This window comes from Pantoea sp. 1.19 (assembly GCF_001922585.1).
Taxonomy (GTDB): domain Bacteria; phylum Pseudomonadota; class Gammaproteobacteria; order Enterobacterales; family Enterobacteriaceae; genus 1-19.
In genome coordinates this window covers 16,465-43,171 of the sequence record NZ_MRBS01000005.1, presented here as the reverse complement: position 1 = coordinate 43,171, position 26,707 = coordinate 16,465, and the positions used below count along the sequence as shown (strand labels likewise).

The following is a 26,707-nucleotide window of genomic DNA, read 5'->3' as shown; positions in this document are numbered from 1 at the left end:
CACAAATCCACGCTAACGATGGTATTATTATTATGCACGCGATTGTAATCCCCGCGGTGCATACCGCAAAAATCATCTCAGGCTGACGGCCATGACCGGCAGCCGGGCAATGTCGTCGTAATGAAGGAATATCCATGAACGTCAGCAGAAGGAAGTTCTTTAAGATCTGCGCTGGCGGTATGGCAGGTACTACCGCAGCCGCACTCGGTTTTATGCCGGAAGTGGCGCTGGCGGAAACGCGGCAGTATAAACTGCTGCGCGCGCGCGAAACGCGCAACACCTGTACTTACTGCTCGGTGGGCTGTGGCCTGTTAATGTACAGCCTCGGCGATGGCGCACGTAACGCCAAAGAAACCATCTTCCACATCGAGGGGGATCCGGATCATCCGGTAAGCCGCGGGGCGCTGTGTCCGAAAGGCGCCGGCCTGGTGGACTTTATCCATAGCGAGAGCCGCCTGAAGTATCCGGAGTACCGTGCGCCCGGCGCCGACAAATGGCAGCGCATCAGCTGGGATGAGGCCTTCGGTCGCATTGCCAAACTGATGAAGGCCGATCGCGATGCGAACTTTATCGCACAGAATGATGCTGGCGTGACCGTTAACCGCTGGCTCTCTACCGGGATGCTGTGCGCCTCGGCCTCCAGTAACGAAACCGGCTACTTAACCCAGAAATTTACCCGATCGCTTGGCATGCTGGCGGTCGACAACCAGGCACGCGTCTGACACGGACCAACGGTAGCAAGTCTTGCTCCAACATTTGGTCGCGGTGCGATGACCAACCACTGGGTCGACATCCGTAACGCCAACCTCGTCGTGGTGATGGGAGGAAATGCCGCCGAAGCGCATCCGGTCGGATTCCGCTGGGCGATGGAAGCCAAAATTCACAACGGCGCCAAGCTGATTGTCATCGATCCGCGCTTTACCCGTACCGCCTCGGTGGCCGATTTTTACACACCGATTCGCTCCGGCACCGACATCGCTTTTCTGTCGGGCGTACTGCTGTACCTGATCACTCATCAGAAATTCAACCGCGAATACGTTGAAGCCTACACCAACGCCAGCCTGATCGTGCGCGAGGACTTCCGCTTCGACGACGGCCTGTTCTCCGGCTACGACGCGGATACCCGGAAGTATGACAAAACCAGCTGGAACTACGCGCTGGGCGACGATGGCTTCGCCAAACGCGACCCCACGCTGAGCCATCCGCGCTGCGTATGGAATCTGCTAAAGCAACATATCAGCCGCTATACCCCAGAGATGGTCAGCCGCATTTGCGGTACGCCAGAGGCCGACTTCCTGAAGGTCTGCGAACTGATTGCTGAAACCAGCGTGGCCGATAAGACCGCCACCTTCCTCTATGCGCTGGGCTGGACGCAGCATTCGGTAGGGGCGCAAAATATCCGCACCATGGCAATGATCCAACTGCTGCTGGGCAACATAGGGATGGCCGGCGGTGGCGTGAACGCTCTGCGCGGGCACTCCAACATTCAGGGGCTGACCGATCTCGGCCTGCTGTCGCAGAGCCTGCCAGGCTACCTGACCCTGCCGTCTGAAAAGCAGACCGATCTGCCTACCTACCTCAGCGCCAACACGCCGAAACCGCTGCTGCCGGGACAGGTCAACTACTGGGGCAACTACCCGAAATTCTTTATCAGCATGATGAAGGCATTCTGGGGCGATAACGCGCAAAAAGAGAACGACTGGGGCTTTGACTGGTTACCGAAGTGGGACAAAAGCTATGACGTGCTGCAGTATTTCGAGCTGATGTCGCAGGGCAAGGTCAACGGCTATCTGTGTCAGGGCTTTAACCCGGTAGCCTCTTTCCCTAACAAAAACAAAGTGGTGAAGTCACTCTCGCAGCTGAAGTTTCTGGTGACCATCGATCCGTTGAACACCGAGACCGCCAACTTCTGGCAGAACCACGGCGAGTTCAATGAGGTAAATCCGGCCGACATTCAGACCGAAGTGTTCCGCCTGCCCTCTACCTGCTTTGCGGAAGAGAACGGATCGATCGTGAACTCGGCCCGCTGGCTGCAGTGGCACTGGAAAGGTCAGGACGGTCCGGGTGAAGCGCGGAATGACGGTGAAATTCTCGCCGGCATCTTCCTGCGCCTGCGCGAACTGTACCGGCAAGAGGGCGGTGCCCTGCCTGAGCAGGTGCTGAACATGCGCTGGGACTACCTGACCCCGGAGAACCCCGCCTCGGAAGAGGTGGCACGTGAGAGCAACGGCAAAGCGCTGGCCGATATTTACGACGATAAAGGCACGCTGCTGGCGAAAAAAGGCCAGCAGCTCAGCACCTTTGCCCATCTGCGTGACGATGGCACGACCAGCAGCGGCTGCTGGATCTTTGCCGGCAGCTGGACCGCAGACGGTAACCAGATGGCGCGCCGCGATAACGCCGATCCGAAAGGGCTGGGCAACACCCCGGGCTGGAGCTGGGCGTGGCCGCTCAACCGCCGTATTCTCTACAACCGCGCTTCGGCCGATCCGGCCGGGAAGCCCTGGGATGCGAAGCGCGAGCTGCTGCACTGGGACGGCGCGAAGTGGACCGGGGACGATATCCCGGACTACAGCACAGCGCCGCCCAACAGCGACGTCGGGCCGTTTATTATGCAGGCCGAGGGCATGGGCCGGCTGTTTGCGCTGGATAAAATGGCGGAAGGGCCGTTCCCGGAGCATTACGAGCCGTTTGAAACGCCGCTGGGTACCAACCCGCTGCATCCGAACGTGATCTCCAATCCGGCTGCGCGGGTGTTCAAAGACGACCTGGCGGCGATGGGCAAAGCGGATAAGTTCCCGTATGTCGGCACGACCTATCGTCTGACCGAACACTTCCACTACTGGACCAAGCATGCGTTGCTGAACGCGATCATGCAGCCGGAGCAGTTTGTGGAGATCGGTGAGAAGCTGGCAAATAAACTGGGCATTGCGCAGGGCGATACGGTGAAAGTGACCTCTAACCGCGGCTATATCAAAGCCAAAGCGGTGGTCACCAAGCGTATTCGCACGCTGGACGTTGACGGCCGGCAGGTGGACACCATCGGTATCCCGATCCACTGGGGCTACGAAGGGGTGGCGAAGAAAGGCTTTATCGCCAATACCCTGACGCCGTTTGTCGGTGATGCCAACACCCAGACGCCGGAGTTTAAGGCATTCCTGGTTAACGTCGAGAAGGTGTAACGGAGAACAATCATGGCTTATCAATCGCAAGACATTATTCGTCGCTCCGCTACCAACGGCTTCACGCCCGCGCCCCAGGCCCGCGATCACCAGCTGGAGGTGGCGAAGCTGATCGACGTCACCACCTGTATCGGCTGCAAAGCCTGCCAGGTGGCGTGCTCGGAGTGGAACGACATTCGTGATGAGGTGGGGCATAACGTCGGGGTATACGATAACCCCGCCGATTTGACCGCCAAATCCTGGACGGTGATGCGCTTCTCCGAAGTGGAGGAGAACGGCAAGCTGGAGTGGCTGATCCGCAAGGATGGCTGCATGCACTGCGCCGATCCGGGCTGCCTGAAGGCCTGTCCGTCGGCGGGGGCGATCATCCAGTACGCCAACGGCATCGTCGATTTTCAGTCGGAACAGTGCATTGGCTGCGGCTACTGCATTGCCGGCTGTCCCTTCGACGTGCCGCGCCTTAATCCGAAAGATAACCGCGTCTATAAATGTACCCTGTGCGTGGATCGCGTCACCGTCGGCCAGGAGCCGGCCTGTGTGAAAACCTGTCCGACCGGCGCCATTCATTTTGGCAGCAAAGAGGACATGAAGCAGCTGGCCAGTAACCGCGTCGACGAGCTGAAGACCCGCGGTTACGACCATGCCGGCCTGTACGATCCGGAGGGGGTGGGCGGTACGCACGTCATGTACGTGCTGCACCACGCCAACAAACCGCAGCTTTATCACGGTCTGCCGGACAATCCGAGCATCAGCCCGGCGGTCACCTTCTGGAAAGGCGTATGGAAACCGCTGGCGGCGATTGGCTTTGCCGCCACCTTCGCCGCTGCGGTGTTCCATTACGTCGGTATCGGACCGAACCGCGTTGAAGAGGATGAAGACGACGATCTGCACCAGAAAGAGGAGCGTAAGTGATGAAACAACACGATCGCATCACCCGCTACAGCGCACCGGAGCGGATTAACCACTGGCTGGTGGCCATCTGCTTCGTGCTGGCCGCGCTCAGCGGGCTGGGATTCTTCTTCCCCTCGTTTAACTGGCTGATGGGCGTGCTCGGCACGCCGCAGCTGGCGCGCATCCTCCACCCCTTCGTTGGGGTGGTGATGTTCGCCGCGTTTATGATCATGTTTTTTCGCTACTGGCGGCATAACCTGATTAACCGCGACGACCTCGAGTGGGCCAAAAACATTCACAAAATTGCGCAAAACCAGGAGGTCGGGGATACCGGCCGCTATAATTTTGGCCAGAAGTGCGTGTTTTGGGCGGCAATCGTCAGCCTGCTGCTGCTGCTGGTCAGCGGCATTGTTATCTGGCGGCCGTGGTTTGCCGGCAGTTTCCCCATCCCGGTGATCCGCCTCGGGCTGCTGGTGCACTCGGTCTCGGCGGTAGTATTGATCGTCGTGATTATGGTACACATCTATGCAGCACTCTGGGTGAAAGGCACCATTACCGCGATGGTGGAAGGATGGGTCAGCGCCAGCTGGGCGAAAAAGCACCATCCGCGCTGGTATCGCGCCATCCGCGCGAAACAGACGCCACCGCCACAACAGGATAAAGGCCCCTGATGAGTATTCGCATTATCCCGCAAGAACAGCTGGAGAAAGGCGAGGCAAGAACGGCGGATCACATTCCGCCGTTACTTTTCCCCCGGCTAAAAAACATCTACAGTCGGCGAGCGGCCCGCCTGCGCCAGCTGGCGGAGAAAAATCCGCTCGGCGACTATTTACGCTTTGCCGCCGTGATCGCCAGTGCACAGGAGATAGTCCTGTACGATCACCCCCTGCAGATGGATTTACATCCGCGGCTGCGCGAATCCGCCGCCAGCGGTAAGCCGCCGCTGGACATCCATACGCTGCCGCGCAGCGCCCACTGGCAGCAGCTACTGCACTCGCTGATCGCCGAACTGAAACCGGAGATGAGCGGTCAGGCGCTGGCGGTGCTGGAGAATCTGGAAAAAACGTCCGCGCCCGAGCTGGAAGCGATGGCCAGCGCGCTGTTTAATGAGGATTTCGCCCAGGTCAGCAGCGATAAAGCCCCCTTCATCTGGGCGGCGCTGTCGGTGTACTGGGCGCAAATGGCGGCGCTGATTCCGGGTAAAGCCCGCGCAGAATATGGTGAGCAGCGGCAGTTTTGTCCGGTGTGCGCCAGCGTACCGGTTGCCAGCGTGGTGCACATGGGCACGCAGCACGGCGGGCTGCGCTATTTGCATTGCAACCTGTGCGAGAGTGAGTGGCATGTGGTGCGCGCCAAATGCACCAATTGCGAACAGACCGGCAACCTGCACTACTGGTCGCTGGAGAGTGAGAACGCGGCGGTCAAGGCGGAGAGCTGCGGCGACTGCGGGACCTACCTGAAGATGCTGTATCAGGAAAAAGATCCGGCGGTTGAACCGGTGGCTGACGATCTCGCTTCGCTGGTACTGGACGCCCGCATGGAGCAGGAGGGCTTTGCCCGCAGCAGCATCAATCCGTTCCTGTTTCCCGGCGAAGGCTAAAGGTCATCTCCCTGCTCTCCCCGGCGGGAGAGCGGCTTTTCCCACCTGAAGGAGCCAGTATGAAACTGATTGGCAATTACACCAGCCCGTTTGTGCGGAAAATTTCCATCATACTGCTGGAAAAGGGCATCACCTTTGAGTTTGTCAACGCGTCGCCCTGGGAGGCCGACAGCCCGGTAGGGCAATTTAATCCGCTGGGTAAGGTGCCGGCGCTGATCGACGGTGACGATAGCTGGTTCGACTCGGCAATCATTGCTGACTATCTTGAGCTGCACAACACCACGCCGCCGCTGCTGCCCGCCGATCGCCTGCAGGCGCTAAAAGTCCGCCAGCTGGCGCTGGTGGCCGATGGCGTGGCCGAAGCGGCGCTGCTGATTGTGCGTGAACAGATGCGTCCCGATGCCGCCCAGTCTGCCGAACAGCTGGCGCGCCAGCGTGAAAAAATTCTGCGCGGGCTGGATCGGCTGGAACAGGCCGCTGGCGCAGGACAGGGGCTGAACGGCGAGGCGATCACGCTGGCCGATATCGCTACCGTCTGCGCGCTGGGCTACCTGAATTTTCGCCGCGTCGCTCCCGGCTGGTGCGCATCGCGTCCGCAGCTGGTCAGACTGGCTGAAAAGATGCTGCTGCGCGACAGCGTGGCCCGCACCGCCCCCTCCGCTACCTGAGTAACGATCGCCCGGCATGAAAACACTTTTTTCCGAACTCCCCGGCATCGACGCCCTGCTGCGCGATGCCCGCTTTCGCCCGCTGCACACCAGTGCGGGAACGCGCCGGCTGACCGAGACGCTGCGCGCGATGCAGAGTGAAGCACGCCAGCACATCCTTGCCCACCAGCGCCTGCCCGACTGGCACGCCGACTGGGCGACGGAAGCCGCCACCCGCCTGCGCGCCGGGCGGCGTTCGGCCCTGCGACCGGTCATCAATCTTAGCGGAACGGTACTGCATACCAACCTTGGCCGGGCGCGCATGAGTGAGGCCGCGGTGGCCGCGGTGTGCCGGGTAATGCGCCAGCCGGTCACGCTGGAGTACGCGCTGGATGACGCCGCGCGCGGCCACCGCGATCGCGCCCTGGCAGACCTGCTGTGTGAGCTGACCGGCGCCGAAGACGCCTGTATCGTCAATAATAACGCGGCGGCAGTGCTGCTGATGCTGGCGGCCACCGCCGGTGGCCGCCAGGTGATCGTGTCGCGCGGCGAACTGGTGGAGATCGGCGGCGCGTTTCGTATTCCTGATGTGATGCGCCAGGCCGGCTGTCATCTGGTCGAGGTCGGCACCACCAATCGCACCCACTTTTCTGATTATCAGCGAGCCATCTCCGACGAGACCGGCGCGTTGATGAAAGTGCATACCAGTAATTATCAGATCGCCGGTTTTACCCAGGCAGTTGACGAAAAACCGCTGTCGGCGCTTGGCCAGCAGCACGGCGTACCGGTGCTGGTGGATCTCGGCAGCGGCTCGCTGATTGATCTGACGCACTATGGTCTGCCAGCAGAGCCGATGCCGCAGCGACTGATCGCCGACGGCGTCGATCTGGTCAGCTTTTCCGGCGATAAGCTGCTGGGCGGCCCGCAGGCCGGCATCATTGTGGGCAAAAAAGCGCTGATTGCCCGGCTGCAGCAGCATCCACTGAAGCGAGCGCTGCGGGCGGATAAGATGACTCTCGCTGCGCTGGAGGCCACGCTACAGCTCTATCGTCACCCCGAGCAGCTGGCGGATGCTCTGCCGACGCTACGTTTACTGACTCGCCCGCAGGCGGCCATTCAGGCACAGGCAGAACGGTTGTTACCCATCCTGCAGGCCGAATTCGGCGCGTCTTTTACCCTTGCGGTTGAGCCCTGCTGGTCGCAAATCGGTAGCGGATCGCTGCCGGTAGACCGCTTACCCAGCGCGGCGATTACCTTCACACCGCGCGGCCCGGCATCCAGTCTGGCGGCGCTGGGCCAGCAGCTGCGCCAGCGCGCCCGCCCGGTGATCGGGCGCCTGCAGGGCGGACGCTTGTGGCTGGATTTGCGCTGTCTTGACGCCGATGAGGATTTACAGCGCGGAGGCGAAGCATGATTATCGTCACCGCCGGCCACGTCGACCACGGCAAAACCGCCCTGCTGCGGGCCATCACCGGTCAGGACGCCGATCGCCTGCCGGAAGAGAAGCGGCGCGGCATGACCATCGATCTGGGCTATGCCTACTGGCCACAGCCCGACGGACGCACCATCGGTTTTATTGATGTTCCCGGCCATGAAAAATTCCTTGCCAATATGCTTAGCGGCACAGGCGGTGTCGACCACGCGCTGCTGGTGGTGGCCTGCGATGACGGTATCATGGCGCAAACGCGTGAACACCTGCAGCTGCTGCGCCTGAGCGGACAGCCGGCCCTGTCGGTGGCGCTGAGCAAAGCCGACCGCGTCTCTCCGGCTCGGGTCAACGAGGTCCGTCAGCAGCTCGCCGTCCTGCTATCGACGCTGGGATGGCAGACGCCGACGTTTTTTTCCACCGACGTGCAGGATGCGGCCAGCATAGCGGCGCTGAAACAGCACCTCGCTGCGCTGACGCCTGCGCCGCGGGAAGCCGGTCGACGTTTCCGTTTGGCCGTCGATCGGGTTTTCACCGTAAAGGGATCCGGGGTGGTGGTCACCGGTACCGCCCTGTCGGGCGAGGTCCGCACCGGCGACAGCCTGTGGTTAACCGGCTGCGGTAATGCAGTGCGGGTGCGCGGCCTGCACGCGCAGAATCATCCTGTCGACACCGCCCGCGGCGGCCAGCGGGTTGCGCTGAATCTGGCCGGTGACATCGATAAAACGGCGATTGCGCGCGGCGACTGGCTACTGGATTCGCCCCCGCCGGAGCCGGTGCATCGGGTACTGGTCAGCCTGACAGCACTACAGCCGCTGCAGAGCTGGCAATCCGTACAGATTCATCACGCCGCGCGGCGCCTGACTGGCCGCGTTTCGCCGCTGGCCGACGGGCTGGCCGAACTGGCACTGGATGAACCGCTGTGGCTGGCGGATAACGATGCGCTGATTCTTCGCGACCCCGGGGCAAAGCAGACGCTGGCCGGCTGCCGCGTGCTGCAGCTGTTCTCGCCAGCACGCGGCAAGCGCCAACCGACATTTTTGCACTGGCTGACGATGCTGGCGGCGCAGCGCGATGACGACGCGGCCATTGTCTCGCTGACGCTGGCGCGCGGGCCGCAGCGCCTGAGCACCCTCGGCTGGGCGCGTCAGCTAACCCCACCGCAGCTCGACGCACTGCTTATCCCGCTGGCGCCGCTGCGCGCCGGCGACTGGCTGCTGGGGGCTCCGCTGGCCGAGCGCTGGCAGCAGCAGATACTGGAGACGCTCGCGCAGTGGCACGAGCGCCACCCCGATGAGCGCGGCGTTGGTCGCGCGCGGCTCTGCCGGATGACGCTTCCCGCCCAGCCGGAAGCACTGGTGCTGGCGCTGATCGATAGCCTGCTGGCATCACAGGCGCTGATCAATAGCCGCGGCCTGCTGCATCTGCCCGGTTTCATGGTGCAATTTGATGCGCAGGAGCAGGCGCTGTGGCAGCGGGTCGACGGTTGGCTGGATGACCAGGCCTGGTGGGTACGCGATGTGGCGCAGGCGCTTGCGGTCGAGGAGAGTGTCATGCGCGCGCTGCTGCGCAAAGCGGCCAGGCTCGGTCATCTGACGGCGATCGTCAACGATCGTTACTACCGATCCGCACGCGTACAGATCTTTGCCGATCTGATCCGCGAACGCGATCGCGAGGGCGCGGCGACCATCGCTGCCGACTTCCGCGACCGCCTTGGCATTGGCCGCAAACTGGCAGTACAAATTCTGGAGTTTTTTGACCGCAGCGGCTTTACCCGCCGCCGCGGGAATGCGCATCTGCTGCGCGACAGCGGGTTATTTCAGGCCTGACCGCGTGCGCGCTGCGCCGCACCGGGCCGCTTACCCATCAGCAAACCGGTACTCCGTTACTCAAGGAAGCAACTATGCAGCGTTGTGGCTGGGTCACTCCCGATCCCCTGTATCAGCATTATCATGACGAAGAGTGGGGCCGCCCTCTGACCGACCGCCAGCGGCTGTTTGAAATGCTGTGCCTGGAGGGACAACAGGCAGGTCTGTCATGGATCACCGTGCTGAAAAAGCGCGCGGCCTACCGCGAAGCGTTCTTTCAGTTCGCTCCGGAGCAGGTTGCCACACTGGATGAGCGCGCGCTGGCGCAGCGGCTCACCGACGACCGCCTGATTCGCCATCGCGGTAAGCTCAGCGCCATTATCGGCAACGCCAGAGCGCTGTTGGCCATGGAGGCCGCCGGCGAGCCGTTTGTGTCGTTTATCTGGCAATTCGTCGACCACCAGCAGCAGGTGAATCACTTTGCCAGCCTGGCCGCAGTACCGGCAATCACACCGGCCTCGGAGGCGATGTCGAAGGCGCTGAAAAAGCGCGGCTTTCGCTTTGTCGGACCGACCATCTGCTACGCCTTTATGCAAGCCTGCGGGCTGGTGAATGACCACACGACCGACTGTTTTTGTCATCCCGGTGAGCAAAAATAAGGCAAACTGACCTTTTTCAGAGTGATCTACCTGGTTTCTCCACATTTACGCGGCATACTGCGATAAAAACGCCGCTAATGGGCATGAAAAGGAGACTCACCATGAAAAAATCGTTTGTTTGGCTCTCGCTGGCGCTGTGTGGCACGCTGGCCCTGTCCGGCTGTACCACCAACCCCTATACCGGTGAATCCGAAGCGGGCAAATCGGGCATTGGTGCCGGCCTCGGCGCCGCACTGGGTGCCGGCGTCGGCGTGCTCTCCTCCTCGAAGAAAGATCGCGGCAAGGGTGCCCTGATCGGCGCCGCGGCGGGCGCGGCTCTGGGCGGCGGTGCAGGCTACTACATGGATGTGCAGGAAGCGAAACTGCGCGACAAAATGAAAGGCACCGGCGTTAGCGTTACCCGCCAGGGCGATAATATCGTGCTGAACATGCCCAATAACGTCACATTTGATAGCAGCAGCAGCACGCTGAAGCCGGCCGGTGCTAACACTCTGACCGGTGTGGCAATGGTACTGAAAGAGTATCCGAAAACCGCCGTTAACGTGCTGGGCTACACCGACAGCACCGGCGGCCAGGCGCTGAACCAGCGTCTGTCGCAACAGCGCGCCGATGGCGTGGCCAGCGCACTGATCACCCAGGGCGTGGCGGCTAACCGCATCCGCACCGGCGGCATGGGTCCGGCGAATCCGATCGCTTCTAATGCCACCGAAGACGGTAAAGCGCAAAACCGCCGGGTAGAAATTACCCTCTCGCCGCTGTAAGCGCGCGCTGCAGGCGGGCCGGTCGGCCCGCCTCTCCCACCGATTGATCCGCTGTGATAGTCTCTGCTTACTTGTGCCTCAGGGAAACGTTATGAACCGTTCGTCCGCCAAACCCACCATCAGCGACGTCGCCAGGGCCGCCAACACCGGAAAAACCAGCGTCTCGCGCTACCTGAACGGCGAATTTAACGTGCTCTCCCCGGCGCTGCGCGCGCGTATTGAGCAGGCGATCGCCGAACTGGACTATCGCCCCAGCCAGATGGCGCGCGGTCTGAAGCGTGGACGCACAAGGCTGATCGGCCTGATTATCGCCGACATCACCAACCCCTACTCGGTGGAGATCCTCTGCGGGATTGAAGCCGCGTGCCGTACGCTGGGCTTCACGCTGCTGGTCTGTAACACCAACAATGAAGTGGATCAGGAGCGCCACTATCTGTCGCTGCTGAGCAGTTATCAGGTCGAAGGCATCGTGGTCAACGCGGTGGGGATGCGGGAAGAGGCTCTGCAGCGCCTGCAGCAGTCGCTGCTGCCGATGGTGCTGATTGATCGTAAAATTCCCGATTTTGCCTGCGACATGGTGGGGCTGGATAACCAGCAGGCCGCCAGCCTGGCGACCCGCCACCTGATCGATCAGGGTTACGATGCGCTGCTGTTCGTCAGCGAGCCGCTGGGGCTGGTCAATACCCGACTGGAGCGCGTGGAGGCTTTCCACGCCGCCGCCGCGCCGGTTAGCGGCCTGCATGCCGAACACTGCGAAGTCCCCCATGGTCACTCCGCGGCGCTGGACGAGGCGCTGATGACCTTTTGCCAGCGCCATGCCCATCGGCGGCGGGCGGTATTAGTGGTCAACGGCGCGATGACGCTGCAGGTCGCACGCGCCCTGCGCCGTCAGGGGCTCGACTGGGGCCGCGATCTCGGTCTGCTGGGCTTTGATGAGCTGGACTGGGCCGAACTGGCCGGCGTGGGGATCACCACCCTGAAGCAGCCGACCCGCCAGATTGGCTACGCCGCGCTGGAGCAGGTTATCCGGCGTATTAACGGTGACCACGGCCCGGTGCGCGAACAGGCGTTTGCCGGCGAGCTGATCGTTCGCGGCTCCACCCGTCCCGGCTTTTCGGACAATCTCGACGGCTAAATCTGCCCGCTCCGTGAGCGCGATCATAAATCCGGCACGTGCGGCTTCTCTTTGGAACCGGTTCCATTTAGCGTGAAAAAGAGACACCGCATCCCAACGCCCGGAGGCGCGAATGAAACGCGACATCATTGTAGTCACTGCCGCCTACGGCTACCAGCAGGTGAATACGCTCGGCGGCCAGGCCGCCGTGCTGCCCATCATCGCCGCTGCCGGCGCGGACGGCGTCGAGATTCGACGCGAACTGCTGCGCGCCGGGGAGGAGACTCAGCTGACCCTTCTCGGGCAGCGCATCGCAACAGAGGGGCTACGCTGCGTCTACTCCGTGCCGGAGCCGCTGTTCACCGAAGCCGGCCACCTTACCCCGCAGCTCACCCGCTATCTTGACGAGGCGGAGCAGCTGGGCGCCCGCCAAATCAAATTTGCCCTCGGTGGCTACCGCGCCGACAGCGACTGTCGGCCGCTACTTGCCCACTTCAGCCAGCGCGCCGTGACGCTATTGGTCGAGAATGATCAAACCGCCAATGGCCGCCTGCAGGCCATGGCGCTGTGGCGCCACCACCAGGGTGAACAGCCGCTAACCGCGGGGCTGACGTTTGATATGGCAAACTGGCTGTGGGTGGGCGACGATCCCCGCCGCGCGGCCGACAGTCTTGCCGCCCGGGTACGCTACATCCACGTTAAAGCCGCTGCTCGCCGCCGCGATGGCTGGTGCGCCGTAGCGCTGGATGACGCGGATGATCTGTGGCGCGATACGCTGCAACGCCTGCCGGCCGACGCGCCGCGCGGTATTGAATTTCCCCTGCAGGGTGACGATCTGGTGGCCGTCACCCAACATTATGTCCGCCTGCTGCGCGAGGAGTCTCCGTCATGAATGCACTGGATGTCGTCACTATCGGTGAGGCAATGGCGATGTTTGTCGCCCGTGAAACCGGCGATCTGGCCGCGGCCGACTCCTTCGTCAAACGCGCGGCCGGCGCCGAGCTGAACGTGGCCATTGGCCTCGCGCGGCTGGGCCTGAACGTCGGCTGGATCAGCCGCGTCGGTAACGACAGCTTCGGCCGTTTTGTTCGTCAGACCCTGGCGCAGGAGCACATTGACGCCCGCTGTGTGACGACCGATAGCCGCTATCCAACCGGATTTCAGCTGAAATCGGCGGTCAGCGACGGCAGCGATCCCAGCGTGGAGTATTTCCGGAAAGGCTCAGCGGCCAGCCACCTCTCCCCCGATGATTTTGTCGCTGAGTACGTGACCGGCGCCCGACACCTGCACCTGAGCGGGGTGGCGGCCGCGCTGTCAGATAGCGCGCTGGCCCTGCAGCATACCGCCGCCAGGGCGATGAAAGCCGCCGGCAAGACCCTCTCTTTCGATCCCAACCTGCGCCCGGTGCTGTGGCCCAGCGAAGCGGTGATGGTGCGGCAAATTAACCTGCTCGCCGCCTGCGCCGACTGGGTGCTGCCCGGGATCGGTGAGGGACATATTCTGACCGGCTTTACGCAGCCGGAGGCCATCGCCGACTTTTATCTCGATCGCGGCGTCAGCGCAGTGATCGTCAAAACCGGCAGCGACGGCGCCTGGTTTAAAACCCGCGACGGCGAGAAAGGCCAGGTGGCGGCGGTGCGGGTGGAGAACGTTGTGGATACCGTCGGTGCCGGTGACGGTTTCGCCGTCGGCGTGATCAGCGGTTTGTTAGAAGGCCTGCCGCTGCCGCAGGCCGTCGCGCGCGGAAACACCATCGGATCGCTGGCGATTCAGGTCATTGGCGACAGCGAAGGCTTGCCCACCCGCGCGCAGCTCGATGCACAGTAAACCATAACAAAAGAAACCGTACCCTCACCGCGGTATCGTATGCCGCTTGCTGGAGAACATCATGAAAACGACGCTTGCTGCAAAACGCTGGTGGTACATCATGCCAATCGTGTTTATCACGTACAGCCTGGCGTACCTCGATCGTGCCAATTTCAGCTTCGCCTCGGCGGCAGGAATCAATGAGGATCTGGGGATAACCAAAGGCGTCTCCTCGCTGTTGGGGGCACTTTTTTTCCTCGGCTACTTCTTTTTTCAAATTCCCGGGGCCCTGTACGCCGAACGCCGCAGCGTAAAAAAACTGATTTTCTGGTGTCTGATCCTGTGGGGCGGCTGCGCGACCCTGACCGGCATCGTCAGCAATATCCCGGCCCTGGCGGCAATCCGTTTTATGTTGGGGGTGGTGGAAGCCGCCGTCATGCCGGCGATGCTGATCTATATCAGTAACTGGTTTACTCAATCGGAACGGTCGCGCGCCAATACGTTTCTGATCCTTGGCAATCCGGTCACCGTGCTGTGGATGTCGGTGGTCTCCGGCTATCTGATCGAGAGCTACGGCTGGCGCGAAATGTTCATCATTGAGGGCTTTCCGGCGGTGATTTGGGCGGTGGCCTGGTGGTTTATGGTGTCGGATAAACCGGCGCAGGCGGGCTGGCTGAGCGAGGCGGAAAAAGCTGCGCTGCAGGCGCAGCTGGAAAAAGAGCAGCAGGGGATCAAAGCGGTACGTAACTATCGCGAGGCGTTTAAATCACGCAACGTTATCCTGCTGTGTGCGCAATATTTTGCCTGGAGCATCGGCGTGTACGGTTTTGTATTGTGGCTGCCGTCGATTCTGCGCGGCGGTATGGAGATGGGGATGGTGCAGGCCGGCTGGCTGTCGGCGGTACCTTACCTGGCGGCCACCGTAACGATGCTGATCGTCTCCTGGCTGTCCGACAAGACGCGCAACCGTAAGCTGTTCGTCTGGCCGCTGCTGCTGATCGGCGCGCTGGCCTTTATCGGATCATTCCTCGTCGGTACCAGCAACTTCTGGTTCTCCTATACCCTGCTGGTGATTGCCGGTGCGGCGATGTATGCCCCGTACGGCCCCTTCTTCGCCATTATTCCGGAGATGCTGCCGCGCAACGTCGCCGGTGGCGCCATGGCGCTGATCAACAGCATGGGGGCCCTCGGTTCCTTTGTCGGCTCCTGGCTGGTGGGCTACCTTAACGGTGCGACCGGCAGCCCCAGCGCGTCCTATATTTTTATGGCGGCCGCGCTGCTGGCCTCCGTCGGGCTAACGATTATTGTTAAGCCCACCCATAATACGCGCGTGGCGCCGGTCCAGCCGGATGCCCGCCACGCCTGATGCCTCGTTTTGCGGGGAGTCCGCTATCGACTCCCCGCGCTGTTCACAGGAAACTGCCCATGAAACCTGCCATTGTCCTCTATAAATCCCTGCCCGACGATCTGCGTCAGCGTCTTGCTGCCCACTGTCGGATCACCGAATTTGCCGGACTGACGCCGGAGAATATCCGCCGCCACGCCGATGCGCTGGCCGAGGCGGAAGGAATCATCGGCTCCGGCGGTAAGGTGGATGCGGACTTTCTGCGTCATACGCCGCGGCTGCGCGTCGCGTCAACCGTGTCAGTCGGCTACGATAACTTTGACGTCAGCGCGCTTAATCAGCGCGGGGTGGTACTGATGCACACGCCAACGGTGCTGACTGAAACGGTCGCCGATACGATGATGGCACTGGTGCTGACCACCGCGCGGCGCGTGACCGAAGTGGCCGAACGGGTGAAGGCCGGTGAGTGGACCCGCAGCATCGGCCCGGACTGGTTTGGCATCGACGTTCATCATAAAAAAATGGGCATCCTTGGAATGGGGCGCATTGGTCTGGCGCTGGCCCGCCGCGCCCATGCCGGCTTTGGTATGCCGATTCTGTATCACGCGCGTAAGCCGCATCCGGAGGCGGAATCGCGCTTTGACGCACGCTATTGCGACCTCGATACGCTGCTGCGCGAGTCCGATTTTCTCTGCATCAGCCTGCCGCTGACGGCCGACACGCACCACCTGATCGGTGCAGAGCAGCTGGCGAAAATGCCGCGCAGCGCGGTGCTGATTAACGCCGGACGCGGGCCGGTGGTGGACGAGGCGGCGCTGATTGCCGCACTGCAGGAGGGCCGCCTGCACGCCGCCGGACTGGACGTGTTTGAGCAGGAGCCGCTGGATCCGCAGTCGCCGCTGCTGTCGCTGCCTAACGTGGTAGCGCTGCCGCACATTGGCTCGGCAACCCATGAAACCCGCTACGCTATGGCGCGCGACGCGGTGGATAATCTGATTGCCGCCCTGCGCGGTGAAGTCGACAAAAACTGCGTCAACCCGCAGGCCCTGGGCTAATTCCCGCGCCCCGCCCGAACGCGGCGGGGCCTCCGCCCGTCCTTGCATCGGCACAGCCCCGGCGTTATCGTGACCCTCCACCTGCCACAAACACGATAATGACGCTATGAGCTTTTCTGTATTCGGTGACAAATTTACGCGCCATACAGGCATCGCCCGCCTGATGGAAGATATGAATCAGGGACTGCGCACACCGGGTGCCGTGATGCTGGGCGGCGGCAATCCGGCCCAGATTCCCGCCATGAATGACTATTTTGATCGGCTGCTTGGGCAGATGCATCGCGATGGCGTACTCGCCGAGGCGCTGAGCAATTATGACGGCCCGCAGGGAAAAACTACCCTGCGCGACGCGCTGGCGACGATGCTACGCGAGCAGTTCGGCTGGCCGCTGACCGCTCACAATATCGCGCTGACGAACGGCAGCCAGAGCGCCTTTTTCTATCTGTTTAACCTGTACGCCGGACGCCGCGCCGACGGCAGTAAAAAGCGCGTGCTGTTTCCACTGGCTCCCGAGTACCTCGGCTATGCCGACGCCGGGCTCGATGAGGATCTGTTTGTTTCAGCGCGCCCCAGTATTGAGATGCTGCCGGAAGGCCAGTTTAAGTATCACGTCGATTTCGACAACCTGCATATTGGCGACGACACCGGGATGATTTGCGTATCGCGCCCCACGAATCCCACAGGCAACGTCATTACCGATGAGGAGCTGCTGCAGCTGGACGCCCTGGCACAGCAGCACGACGTGCCGCTGGTGATCGACAACGCCTACGGCGTGCCGTTCCCGGGCATTATCTTTAGCGATGCGCGACCGCTGTGGAATCCGAACATCATTTTATGCATGAGCCTGTCGAAGCTTGGCCTGCCCGGCTCCCGCTGCGGGATCATCATCGCCGACGAAGCGGTGATTGCCGCCATTGGCAATATGAACGGCATTATCAGCCTGGCGCCGGGCAGCATTGGCCCGGCGATCGCCAAAGAGATGATTGATCGTGGGGATCTGCTGCGCCTGTCCGATGAAGTCATTCGCCCGTTCTATCAGCAGCGCGTGCAGGAAACCATCGCCATTATTCGCCGCTATTTACCCGCCGAGCGCTGCCTGATTCATAAACCTGAGGGGGCGATTTTTCTCTGGCTGTGGTTTAACGATCTGCAGGTAACGACCGAAGTGCTGTATCAGCGGTTAAAACAGCGCGGGGTGCTGATGGTGCCTGGCCACTTCTTTTTCCCCGGGCTGCCGCAGGAATGGCCACATACGCATCAGTGTATGCGGATGAATTATGTACCGGATGCGCGTAAAATAGAGCAGGGAGTCCGCATTCTGGCGGAAGAACTGGCGCTGATTGAGCAGCAGAACAGGGAACATCAACATGTTAGCTAAACTGAAAACCCGCAGCGGCAAGAAATTCATGCTGGCGGTACTGGCCGTATTTATTGTGATGGCCGTGATTATGACCCGGGCAATGATCGGTGGTGTGATCGAGCAGTACAACATCCCACTCTCGCAGTGGGATACCGAAATGTACATGATGCAGGCCTTTATGATCAGCATCTACAGCCTGGTATTTACCGTGCTGCTCTCGGTACCGCTCGGCTACTGGTTCCTGGGCGGCAGCGACGCCAAATAGTCAAACGGGAGAGGCCCTGCGGCACTCTCCCGTTTTTTTCAGGCGCCGCCGCGCCCACGCAATCACTTCATGATTTCAATACGGCGGGGTTTGGCTTCTTCCGGCACCAGTCGCACCATATCAATAAACAGCAGGCCGTTTTCCAGACGGGCGTCACGCACCTGAATGTGCTCGGCAAGCTGGAATTTCCGCTCGAAGTTACGCTCAGCAATGCCCTGATAAAGGTAATTCCGCGCCTTCGGCTCCTCTCTGTGCGCGCCGCGTACGCTCAGCAAATTGTCATGCGCGGTGATGTCCAGCTCGTCCTGCGAGAAGCCCGCAACCGCGATCGTTATCCGGTACTGGTTATCGCCGGTCAGCTCCACGTTGTAGGGAGGATAACCGCCGTTGCTTTGATTCTGGTTCGATTCCAGCAGGTTGATCAGGCGATCAAAACCAATGGAAGAGCGATACAGTGGTGCAAGGTCAAAATTTCTCATGTTACTAACTCCTGATGATCAGCAAGTGGTCTGGCATGGCCCTCCATGCGGACGGGCCGGTAAGATCGCGTTAATGCACCCTGATGGCATACATTTTCTGTGATCCTGACAATAAAATAGGGGCTGAGCGATGGCTTTCAAGAGCGGGCAGGGAATTTTTGCTGCGAAAAAGGCTCAAAAGGCTACACTCAGCAAGGACTGAGTCTAATCAGGCGCGAGCCACCCGCAGAGTGGCCGCCGCCGCAATGACGTGCGGGCCACAATGAGCAGGCACTGCCGGAAGGGATACAGGATGAGAGTAATGATAAAGTTGGGTCTGACCGGATTACTGACCACCTTCGCACTGACCACGCTGAACGGCTGTTCCAGCATGATGTCGCACTCCGGCCCCTATCAGGGCTACTATCCCGGCACCCGTGCCAGCGCGGAGATCCTCGCGGATAACCAGACCAGCTGGGCGCTGAAGCCACTGGCCCTGATCGATTTGCCGTTCTCCGCCGTACTGGATACCCTGCTGCTGCCGTGGGACTACGCCCGCTCGGATGACGATCGCGGCATTGACTCTCCGCGTGAGCGGGTAAAACGCAGCGAACAGGCCAATCACACAGATGCCCTGCTTGGTGGCCCTTCAACGGTTGCCGTTAACGCGCCGCAACCGTAAACAGCTGGCGAAAACCGGCCACTTCGCGCATATAGGCAATCCACCGGCCGTCGGGGGAAAAGACCACCGCATCGGCGCAGGGCGGCAGCGCGGTTCTTTCCGTCAGGCGAATGCACGCGCCGCTGCGGCTGTCGCACTGCATCACGCTGTTATCGCAGATAAACGCCAGTGCGGAGCCGTCCGGATGCCAACTGAAGGCCGACTGAATATCGCTGTCTGATTGGGTGAGCTGCTGCGGTTCACCGCCGCGCGGCGACACCGTCCACAGCTGTACCCTCCCCTGCGCATCGTGCATCAGAAACGCGATCTGTTCGCCATCGGGTGAGCTACGCAGCCAGTGCCTTGGCTGCCGCGCCACGCCCTGCGCGGTTCGGGTGAGCCGGCGCTGTACCACCCCGGCCGGCGGCGCCGGCAGGCTGGTCGCCGTGCCCGTCAGCGGCCGCTCGCCCGCCCGCGCGTAGTCGGCCAGCGCCTCCGGCAGATCGACAATAAACACCTCGGGATGCACTGCACCGTGCGCGTCGCGGGTGTCGCCAATAAAAGCCAGCGCCCAGCGCTGCCGGCTGCCGTCCTCGCGCAGATAGCCTGACTCCCCGATCCATCCCTCTTCACAGGCGCGGGAGATGGCATCGCTGCCCGCCGGCGGCTGGTCACAAGTGTCGCTGACCAGCACGCAAAAATAGTCGCCGTCATATTCCCGCGGATGCCGCTTCGGCGGGGTGACCGGGTGCAGCGGTACCGCCACGCCAACGTTACGCCGGTCTTGCCGGGGATCCCACGCGTGCATCAGGTGATCGTTATAGGTATAGCTCAGACGGCTACCGTCCTGACTGAAGACGTGAACGTGCGTGCCGCCGCGAAGCGCCCCAGGCGTTCCCGGCGGGGTAATATCGCAGGCATCCATATTGCGCGCGCGCCCTTCGCTAACGATCACGCCGCGCCGGTGATGAAAATCATACTGCCAGCCGGCGTCAGGATGCTCCGGCCCGTGGATAAAGACGTAGCGCGGCGGACAGTCGGGGCTTACGGTCACCACCCCGACGTGAGCGCCGTCACGGGCATGATACAGGACCTCAACCTCACCGCTGTTTACGTTTACTCGCTCTATAGTCAGGCCGGTGAAGGAGGCCCCGGATGGGCGCACGTCGAAGGCCAGCCAGCGGCTGTCCGCTGTCCAGACGTTGATGTTGGTAAGCTGATGGTGCCGGGGGGCAAAGGTATGCTGTTTTTCGGTCATCGCGTCTCTCCTGAGTGTAGCGACAGGGTACCGTATTTTTTCCCCGGCGGATCAGGCTACGGCAACGCTTCTCTGACGCTCACGCCGCGCCTGCCGCGGATTTTCGCTGACCCTTACCATGCAAACGTTTGCTTTTGTCTGAGCAGGCATTAAAATCGCCACTTTGCCGTCAGGGATACCATACGCATGTCCGTAACTACCCCCGCACCGGAAGCGGAGACATCCGCCGACCGCCGCCAGAGTGAACTGATTTATCGTCTTGAGGATCGTCCGCCGCTGCCGCAAACCCTGTTTGCCGCCGGTCAGCACCTGCTGGCGATGTTTGTTGCGGTGATTACGCCCGCACTGCTGATCTGTCAGGCGCTGGGCCTGCCGGCCGCCGATACCCAGCACATTATTAGCATGTCGCTGTTTGCATCCGGCGTGGCGTCGATCCTGCAGATTAAGACCTGGGGACCGGTGGGCTCTGGCCTGCTGTCGATTCAGGGCACCAGCTTCAACTTCGTCTCTCCGCTGATCATGGGCGGCCTGGCACTGAAAAACGGCGGGGCGGACGTGCCGACGATGATGGCGGCGCTGTTTGGGACCCTGATGGTCGCATCCTGTACCGAAATGCTGCTGTCACGGGTGCTGCACCTGGCGCGGCGCATTATTACCCCGCTGGTGTCCGGCATCGTAGTGATGATCATCGGTCTGTCACTGATTCAGGTTGGACTGACTTCAATTGGCGGCGGCTATGCGGCCCTGAACGATCACACCTTTGGTGCGCCGAAGAATTTGCTGCTGGCCGGTGCGGTGCTGCTGGTGATTATTTTGCTGAACCGTCAGAAAAATCCGTGGCTGCGCATCGCCTCGCTGGTGATTGCCATGGCGATTGGCTATCTGCTGGCGTGGGCGCTGGATATGCTACCGACGCGTCCGCCAGCCGCTGACAGCGCGCTGATCAGCATTCCCACTCCGCTGTATTACGGGCTCGGCTTTGACTGGCATCTGCTGCTACCGCTGGTGCTGATTTTTATGATCACCTCGCTGGAGACCATTGGCGACATCACTGCGACCTCTGATGTGTCAGAGCAGCCGGTGAAGGGGCCGCTGTATATGAAGCGCCTGAAAGGCGGCGTGCTGGCCAACGGCCTTAACTCCTGCGTCTCGGCCTTCTTTAACACTTTCCCCAACTCCTGCTTTGGTCAGAATAATGGCGTGATTCAGCTGACCGGCGTGGCCAGCCGCTATGTGGGCTTTGCGGTGGCGCTGATGCTGATCCTGCTTGGGCTGTTTCCCGCGGTCAGCGGATTTGTGCAGCACATTCCGGAGCCGGTACTGGGCGGCGCCACTATCGTGATGTTTGGCACCATCGCCGCCTCCGGCGTGCGCATTGTGTCGCGCGAGCCGCTGAACCGGCGGGCGATCATGATCATTGCTCTGTCGCTGGCCGCCGGACTGGGCGTATCGCAACAGCCACTGATTCTGCAGTTTGCTCCGGACTGGCTGAAAATTTTGTTCTCCTCCGGCATTGCCGCCGGCGGGATCACGGCAATTGTGCTGAATATGCTCTTTCCACAGGAAAAATAACGCCAGCCTGTGCCATGCTTAAATCGGTCCGCCAGCCCAGCGGCGGACCACACCACCGGGGGCCTGCCCGGGCTCACCGGTGTAATAGGCTGCGTGTCCGCAGGCAATCTCTTCACCTTATCCAACAGACGGGAACGGATCGATGAAACGTGCCGGTACACTCTTACTGACCCTGCTGCTTTTGCTGGCGTGCGTGACGATCGCCGCCTGGATAGCGGCACAAACGCGGTGGGGCGCCGACTGGATCGGCCGTACGCTGAGTGAAGAGCGCGGCTGGCAAATTTCGCTTGGTAGACTGAAGCACGACCTGAGCTCCCCCTCACATCTGATACTGACGCAGGTGCGTATTACCCATGCCGGATCGCCGCCTCTGCTGGAGGCGGAAAAAGTCACCGTCGGCCTGAGCCTGCGGCAGTTTTTCCATCCGCGCCACCTAAGCAGCCTGCTGCTGGAGCGTGGCAGCCTGCGCCTGAATGCCACCGCCCCGGCGCTGCCGATCGCCGCCGATCGCCTGCAGCTGCGCGAGATGGCCATTGAGGATCCTGCCCGGGCGCTACCGGTATCGGCACGTCAGGTTAGCGGTGGGCTGATTCCCTGGCAGCCGCGGGCGGGAGATCCACTCGGCGAACAGGCGGCGTTTCAGTTTAGCGCCGGCGCGCTGACGCTGAACGGGATGGCGGGACGCGATGTGCTGATTGAGGGGCATTACGATCGTCAGGGTCTGACGATTGCCAACCTTGGTGCCGATCTCGCTCGCGGTTCGCTGAGCGGAAACGGGCGGCGCGACGCGGCGGGTAACTGGCACATCAGTAATCTGCGTCTGAACCATCTGCGCCTGCAGAGCGAACGCACGCTGACGGATTTTCTCTACCCGCTCCTGCAGCAGCCATCGCTGCGCATCGATCGTCTTTCTCTCACCGACAGTCGCCTGCAGGGACCGGACTGGGCCGTCACCGATCTGAATCTGGCCCTGGCGAATATGACCCTGCGCCAGGGTGACTGGCAGAGCGACGATGGTAGCCTGTCGCTCAGCGCCAGCAGCCTGATTTACGGCGGCCTGGCGCTGAACGATCCGCTGGCCGAGCTGAGCTTTAGCCCACAGGGCATTGATATCCGCGCCCTGAGCACCCGGTTTGCCAACGGCCTGCTGCGCACCGAGGGACGCTGGACGCGGGAAGATCATCAGCTGGCTCTGAATGAACTGGTGGTCGCCGGGCTGGAATATACGCTGCCCGCCGACTGGCGGCAGCGCTGGCAGGCGCCGCTGCCCGGCTGGCTACACAGCGTGATCGTCAATAAGCTGACCGCTAACCACAACCTGATTATCGACATCACGCCGGAGTGGCCGTGGCAGATTACCACGCTGGACGGCAGCGGCCGCGCGCTGCAGCTGGTGCGCCAGCAGCAGTGGGGAATTTGGCAGGGAACGCTATCGCTGAACGCTGCTGCCGCCACCTTTAATCGGGTCGATGTGCGCCATCCGTCGCTGACCCTGCAGGCTGACGATCAACAAATCGCCTTACGCGAACTCAGCGCCTTTACCGGCCGCGGCCTGTTAGAGGCCAGCGGGACGATTGAGCAGCTGCCGGCGCGCAGCACCGTGTTAACGCTCAGCGGCAAAGCGGTGCCAGTGAATGTCTTGCAGAACTGGGGATGGCCGCCGCTGCCGCTGCCGGGCGACGCTAATCTGGCGTTAACGCTGCGCGCAAACCTCGCCGCCGGCGCCCCGCTGGCCCCGTCGGTGAGGGGAGAGCTGACGGTCACCACGGAGAGCCGCACTCTGCAGCAGCGGATGGTCGGCGGTAAGGTCGTACCGTAACGGACGCGCAGCGCCGTCCTGCGGGCTACGCCGGGTCAGTAGCCGCCGCAGCCGCCCTCTTCCAGCGGCCCGTCGGGATCGGCGGGCAGCACGATGTAGATGCCTTCAAACGTTGCCCCGCATTCGTCGTTGCCAAACAGCTCTACCTCCAGCTGCACCCGCGCTTTGCGGCCGCGCGCCAGCCGGTCCAGATCGCCACTCAGCGAGCGCAAGTCCGCTACCGCACCCGGCTTGCCGCTGATCGGTTTGCTGTAGCGCACGTGCGCATCGGCCAGAATGATGGTGCCGCCGAGATGCCGTTCGCGCAACAGTAACCAAATCAGCCCCCAGCCGGTGAGCGTTGCCAGCGAAAACAGGCTGCCGGCAAACAGCGTATGGTGTGGGTTCTGATTGCCGGTCTCGGGCATGGTGGTGATAAATTTCTGTCCGGTGTACTGGGTGATGCGCACGCCCATCTTTTCACTGAGCGGAATATGTTCGTACCACGCCTGCTGCAGCTGCCCGCACCAGTCCGCCCGATGCAAGATATCATCCAGCGAGGCGACCGGTTTAATCATCAGGAAATGGCGGATCGGCGTGGTCTGGGGCGCGGCCACTTCGCCCTGATTGACATAGCCCAGCGTGGCAAAGAAATTAACGGCGTCTTCGCGGGCGCTGCAGGTGACGCGCTTAACTCCCTCCTGCCTCGCCACGGACTCCAGCGTCATCGCCACCAGCGTGCCAAGTCCCTTGCCGCGCACGGCAGGATCCACCGCCAGAAAGCGAATCGAGGCCTCATTGTCAGCATTAATATACAGACGACCAATGGCCATGGGCCGCCCCTCTTCATCCACCACCATCTGGTGATGCGCCATCGCATCCCAGGCATCGCGCTCAGAGCCCTGCGGCTGATGCAGCGGCTTGCGTAACATCTCCCAGCGGAACTGGTAATACATCGCCAGCTCTTCTTCCGTCTCAGGTACTCGCAGGTGATACATAGTTGGGTTCTCTCTTTGCTGGCCGGTCAGGCTGCTTGCGCAGCGCGTACTTCCGTGCCTCACACCTGTAACCAAAAGGTGACCGGACCATCGTTGACCAGCGCGACCTGCATATCGGCCGCAAAGCGGCCGGTCTCGGTGATGATGCCCGCAGCGCGGCAAGCGTCGCTGAAAGCGTGATACAGCCGCTCGGCCTCCGCCGGCGTCGCACCGCGTGAAAAGCCGGGCCGCAGCCCCTTCTGCGTATCCGCCGCGAGCGTAAACTGCGAGACAACCAGTACGCTGCCACCCGCCTGCTGCACATTCAGGTTCATCTTACCCTGCGCATCACTGAAGATACGGTACCCCAGCACGCGATCGCACAAACGCTGCGCTTTCTGCTGATCATCCCCCTGCTCCACCCCTAACAGGATCAGCAGCCCGGGGCCTATCTGGCCAACGGTCTGGCCGTCCACGTCAACGCTGGCACGCTGTACCCGCTGAATAAGCGCTATCATGGTTCATCATCATCCTGTAGCTGTAGTTTGCGGTATTCGCCCAGCGTTACGGTAATTTCTGCGCCCAGTAATACAATACACCAGGTCCAGTAGACCCAGAGGAACAGAATCGGCACCACTGCCAGCACGCCATAAATCAGCTGGTAGGAAGGAAACATGGTGACGTACAGCGTGAAGGCTTTTTTACCCAGCTCGAACAGCAGCCCGGCGACCAGTGCCCCCATCAGCGCGTCCCGACCCGGCACGCGCGCCACCGGTACAATGCTGTAGAGCAGCCAGAAAGAGAGCCAGGAGAGCAGCAGCGGAAAAATACGCAGCACCTGATCCACCAGGCTGTTAACGCCGGTTTCTGCCAGCCAGCGTAGCGACAGCAGATAGGAGCTGATGGCCAGACTGGCCCCGGCCAGCAGCGGCCCCAGCGTCAGGATCATCCAGTAAACGGCAAACGAATAGACCATCGGACGGTGTTGCTTACTGCGCCAGATAGCATTCAGCGAACTGTCGATTGAGTGCATCAGCAGCAGCGCGGTAACTATCAGTCCGATGGCCCCCACCGCCGTCATTCGGTTAACGTTGGCGACGAACTGTTCCAGATATTGCTGGATAATGTTACCGGTCGCCGGCATAAAGTTATTAAAGATAAAGCTCTTTAGCTGAATGCTGACGTCGGAGAACACCGGAAACGCCGCAAACAACGCAAAGACCACCGCAATCAGCGGCACCAGGGACAGCAGCGAGACAAAGGTCAGGTTGCCGGCCAGCACCGTCATATTATCCGCATCAATGCGGCGCCAGAGCAGTTTCAGCCAGGCGCGTAGTGTCGTCAGCGCGTTCATGAGCGTGTGGCAAACCATTCCGGCACGCTCTTCGCGCTGGTGACCAAAACCGTGTCAATCCCCAGCGCCCGGGCCGCGGCGACGTTGGCCTCGTTATCATCAAAAAACACCGCTTGATCGGCCGCGAAACCCTCTTGTTCGAGCACGCGCTGAAAGATTGCCGGCTCAGGCTTGCGCATGCCCATCTCTTGCGAAAGATAGATCGCATCGGCAGCCTGACCCACTTCCGGATACTGCTTCGGCCAGAAGCGGGTATGCAGGGCGTTGGTGTTAGAGAGCACCACCACGCGGTGGCCCTGTTCTCGTAGCAGATGCATCCGGGCTATCACCTCCGGACGCAGACTGACAAATACCGCCTGCCACCCTTTTTCGAACTGCTCCTCACCCAGCGCAAGCCCCAGACGGTCGCAAACCTTTTCCGCAAACTGCGCGTCACTGATCTCACCGCGCTCATGTTGTTCAAACGCCTCATCCATCGCAAAACGGCTTTGCAGCGTGGCCAGCGGCACGCGGCCGAGATCGCTCCAGACGCCCAGCACCCGGTTGAAATCAATATCTACAATGACGTTACCAAGATCAAAGATATACAGCATAGCCATCTCCGTATGTTCCGGTGAATAATCACTCTAGCGGGAAAATGGTTAGCTGAACAGCCAGGGAGGCCACGCAGTGGAGAAATCCATTAGTCAGGTAAACAGCGTATGCCTCAG

General features: G+C 61.4%; 25 protein-coding genes. 19 read left to right on the top strand and 6 right to left on the bottom strand.

The window, feature by feature from the left end:
• Positions 1-134 precede the first annotated feature (134 nt).
• From fdnG to BS626_RS10845, 16 genes are all read left to right on the top strand, one after another.
• On the top strand, positions 135-3,182 hold the full coding sequence (gene fdnG / locus BS626_RS10920) for a formate dehydrogenase-N subunit alpha (RefSeq protein ID WP_083615944.1): 3,048 nt from the start codon (positions 135-137) through the stop codon (positions 3,180-3,182).
• A 12-nt stretch (positions 3,183-3,194) separates the two neighbouring features.
• Complete coding sequence (fdxH, locus tag BS626_RS10915) at positions 3,195-4,094, top strand: formate dehydrogenase subunit beta (protein ID WP_075182436.1); 900 nt, start codon at positions 3,195-3,197, stop codon at positions 4,092-4,094.
• Positions 4,094-4,744 carry a formate dehydrogenase cytochrome b556 subunit gene (gene fdoI, locus BS626_RS10910; RefSeq protein ID WP_075182435.1) on the top strand — a complete coding sequence of 217 codons (651 nt, stop codon included), beginning with the start codon at positions 4,094-4,096 and terminating at the stop codon, positions 4,742-4,744. Before fdxH ends, fdoI begins: the two co-directional genes overlap by 1 nt.
• Positions 4,744-5,673, top strand: coding sequence for a formate dehydrogenase accessory protein FdhE (gene fdhE / locus BS626_RS10905; RefSeq protein ID WP_075182434.1), 930 nt, complete (start codon positions 4,744-4,746; stop codon positions 5,671-5,673). Before fdoI ends, fdhE begins: the two co-directional genes overlap by 1 nt.
• Positions 5,674-5,732: 59 nt before the next feature.
• Complete coding sequence (locus BS626_RS10900) at positions 5,733-6,341, top strand: glutathione S-transferase (RefSeq protein ID WP_075182433.1); 609 nt, start codon at positions 5,733-5,735, stop codon at positions 6,339-6,341.
• A gap of 16 nt (positions 6,342-6,357) precedes the next feature.
• On the top strand, positions 6,358-7,734 hold the full coding sequence (selA, locus tag BS626_RS10895) for an L-seryl-tRNA(Sec) selenium transferase (protein WP_075182432.1): 1,377 nt from the start codon (positions 6,358-6,360) through the stop codon (positions 7,732-7,734).
• Positions 7,731-9,575: a selenocysteine-specific translation elongation factor gene (gene selB, locus BS626_RS10890; protein WP_075182431.1), complete on the top strand. Its 1,845-nt coding sequence runs from the start codon at positions 7,731-7,733 to the stop codon at positions 9,573-9,575. The genes selA and selB overlap by 4 nt, the downstream gene beginning before the upstream one ends.
• Positions 9,576-9,649: 74 nt before the next feature.
• Positions 9,650-10,213 (top strand): DNA-3-methyladenine glycosylase I, encoded by a 564-nt coding sequence (locus BS626_RS10885; protein WP_075182430.1) that lies wholly within the window; start codon positions 9,650-9,652, stop codon positions 10,211-10,213.
• Positions 10,214-10,314: 101 nt separating this feature from the next.
• Positions 10,315-10,974 carry an OmpA family lipoprotein gene (locus tag BS626_RS10880; RefSeq protein ID WP_075182429.1) on the top strand — a complete coding sequence of 220 codons (660 nt, stop codon included), beginning with the start codon at positions 10,315-10,317 and terminating at the stop codon, positions 10,972-10,974.
• Positions 10,975-11,065: 91 nt separating this feature from the next.
• A complete protein-coding gene (locus BS626_RS10875) occupies positions 11,066-12,109 on the top strand; it encodes a LacI family DNA-binding transcriptional regulator (protein ID WP_075182428.1) in 1,044 nt (347 codons plus the stop codon).
• A 112-nt stretch (positions 12,110-12,221) separates the two neighbouring features.
• Positions 12,222-12,980 (top strand): sugar phosphate isomerase/epimerase, encoded by a 759-nt coding sequence (locus BS626_RS10870; protein WP_075182427.1) that lies wholly within the window; start codon positions 12,222-12,224, stop codon positions 12,978-12,980.
• Positions 12,977-13,915 (top strand): sugar kinase, encoded by a 939-nt coding sequence (locus tag BS626_RS10865; RefSeq protein WP_075182426.1) that lies wholly within the window; start codon positions 12,977-12,979, stop codon positions 13,913-13,915. The genes BS626_RS10870 and BS626_RS10865 overlap by 4 nt, the downstream gene beginning before the upstream one ends.
• A 61-nt stretch (positions 13,916-13,976) precedes the next feature.
• The gene (locus tag BS626_RS10860) at positions 13,977-15,260 is read left to right on the top strand and encodes an MFS transporter (RefSeq protein ID WP_075182425.1); all 1,284 of its coding nucleotides are present in this window, start codon (positions 13,977-13,979) and stop codon (positions 15,258-15,260) included.
• A 59-nt stretch (positions 15,261-15,319) separates the two neighbouring features.
• Positions 15,320-16,294 (top strand): glyoxylate/hydroxypyruvate reductase GhrB, encoded by a 975-nt coding sequence (gene ghrB, locus BS626_RS10855; protein WP_075182424.1) that lies wholly within the window; start codon positions 15,320-15,322, stop codon positions 16,292-16,294.
• A 106-nt stretch (positions 16,295-16,400) separates the two neighbouring features.
• The gene (locus tag BS626_RS10850) at positions 16,401-17,672 is read left to right on the top strand and encodes a valine--pyruvate transaminase (protein ID WP_075182423.1); all 1,272 of its coding nucleotides are present in this window, start codon (positions 16,401-16,403) and stop codon (positions 17,670-17,672) included.
• Positions 17,662-17,919, top strand: a complete 258-nt coding sequence (locus BS626_RS10845) for a DUF2534 family protein (protein WP_075182422.1) — start codon at positions 17,662-17,664, stop codon at positions 17,917-17,919. Before BS626_RS10850 ends, BS626_RS10845 begins: the two co-directional genes overlap by 11 nt.
• A gap of 62 nt (positions 17,920-17,981) precedes the next feature.
• Here BS626_RS10845 and ibpA read toward each other — a convergent pair whose 3' ends face one another.
• On the bottom strand, positions 17,982-18,398 hold the full coding sequence (gene ibpA, locus BS626_RS10840) for a small heat shock chaperone IbpA (RefSeq protein WP_075182421.1): 417 nt from the start codon (positions 18,396-18,398) through the stop codon (positions 17,982-17,984).
• Between the two features lie 292 nt (positions 18,399-18,690).
• Here ibpA and BS626_RS10835 point away from each other — a divergent pair, with 292 nt between their 5' ends.
• A complete protein-coding gene (locus tag BS626_RS10835; RefSeq protein ID WP_075182420.1) occupies positions 18,691-19,059 on the top strand; it encodes a YceK/YidQ family lipoprotein in 369 nt (122 codons plus the stop codon).
• Here BS626_RS10835 and BS626_RS10830 read toward each other — a convergent pair.
• Positions 19,040-20,296 carry a DUF3748 domain-containing protein gene (locus tag BS626_RS10830; protein WP_075182419.1) on the bottom strand — a complete coding sequence of 419 codons (1,257 nt, stop codon included), beginning with the start codon at positions 20,294-20,296 and terminating at the stop codon, positions 19,040-19,042. The two genes, BS626_RS10835 and BS626_RS10830, sit on opposite strands and share 20 nt — an antisense overlap.
• Positions 20,297-20,482: 186 nt before the next feature.
• Here BS626_RS10830 and BS626_RS10825 point away from each other — a divergent pair, with 186 nt between their 5' ends.
• Both BS626_RS10825 and BS626_RS10820 read left to right on the top strand, forming a co-directional pair.
• A complete protein-coding gene (locus BS626_RS10825) occupies positions 20,483-21,868 on the top strand; it encodes a uracil-xanthine permease family protein (RefSeq protein WP_075182418.1) in 1,386 nt (461 codons plus the stop codon).
• A 142-nt stretch (positions 21,869-22,010) separates the two neighbouring features.
• A complete protein-coding gene (locus BS626_RS10820; protein ID WP_075182417.1) occupies positions 22,011-23,687 on the top strand; it encodes an AsmA family protein in 1,677 nt (558 codons plus the stop codon).
• A gap of 35 nt (positions 23,688-23,722) precedes the next feature.
• Here BS626_RS10820 and fabY read toward each other — a convergent pair whose 3' ends face one another.
• The 4 genes from fabY to yihX are packed head-to-tail and all read right to left on the bottom strand — an operon-like array spanning position 23,723 to position 26,590.
• A complete protein-coding gene (gene fabY / locus BS626_RS10815) occupies positions 23,723-24,664 on the bottom strand; it encodes a fatty acid biosynthesis protein FabY (protein ID WP_075182416.1) in 942 nt (313 codons plus the stop codon).
• Positions 24,665-24,723: 59 nt separating this feature from the next.
• On the bottom strand, positions 24,724-25,161 hold the full coding sequence (gene dtd, locus BS626_RS10810) for a D-aminoacyl-tRNA deacylase (protein ID WP_075182415.1): 438 nt from the start codon (positions 25,159-25,161) through the stop codon (positions 24,724-24,726).
• Entirely contained in the window at positions 25,158-25,997 is an 840-nt protein-coding gene (locus BS626_RS10805; protein WP_240494295.1) for a virulence factor BrkB family protein, read from the bottom strand. The genes dtd and BS626_RS10805 overlap by 4 nt, the downstream gene beginning before the upstream one ends.
• Positions 25,994-26,590: a glucose-1-phosphatase gene (gene yihX, locus BS626_RS10800; RefSeq protein ID WP_075182413.1), complete on the bottom strand. Its 597-nt coding sequence runs from the start codon at positions 26,588-26,590 to the stop codon at positions 25,994-25,996. Before yihX ends, BS626_RS10805 begins: the two co-directional genes overlap by 4 nt.
• Between the last annotated feature and the right edge of the window lie 117 nt (positions 26,591-26,707).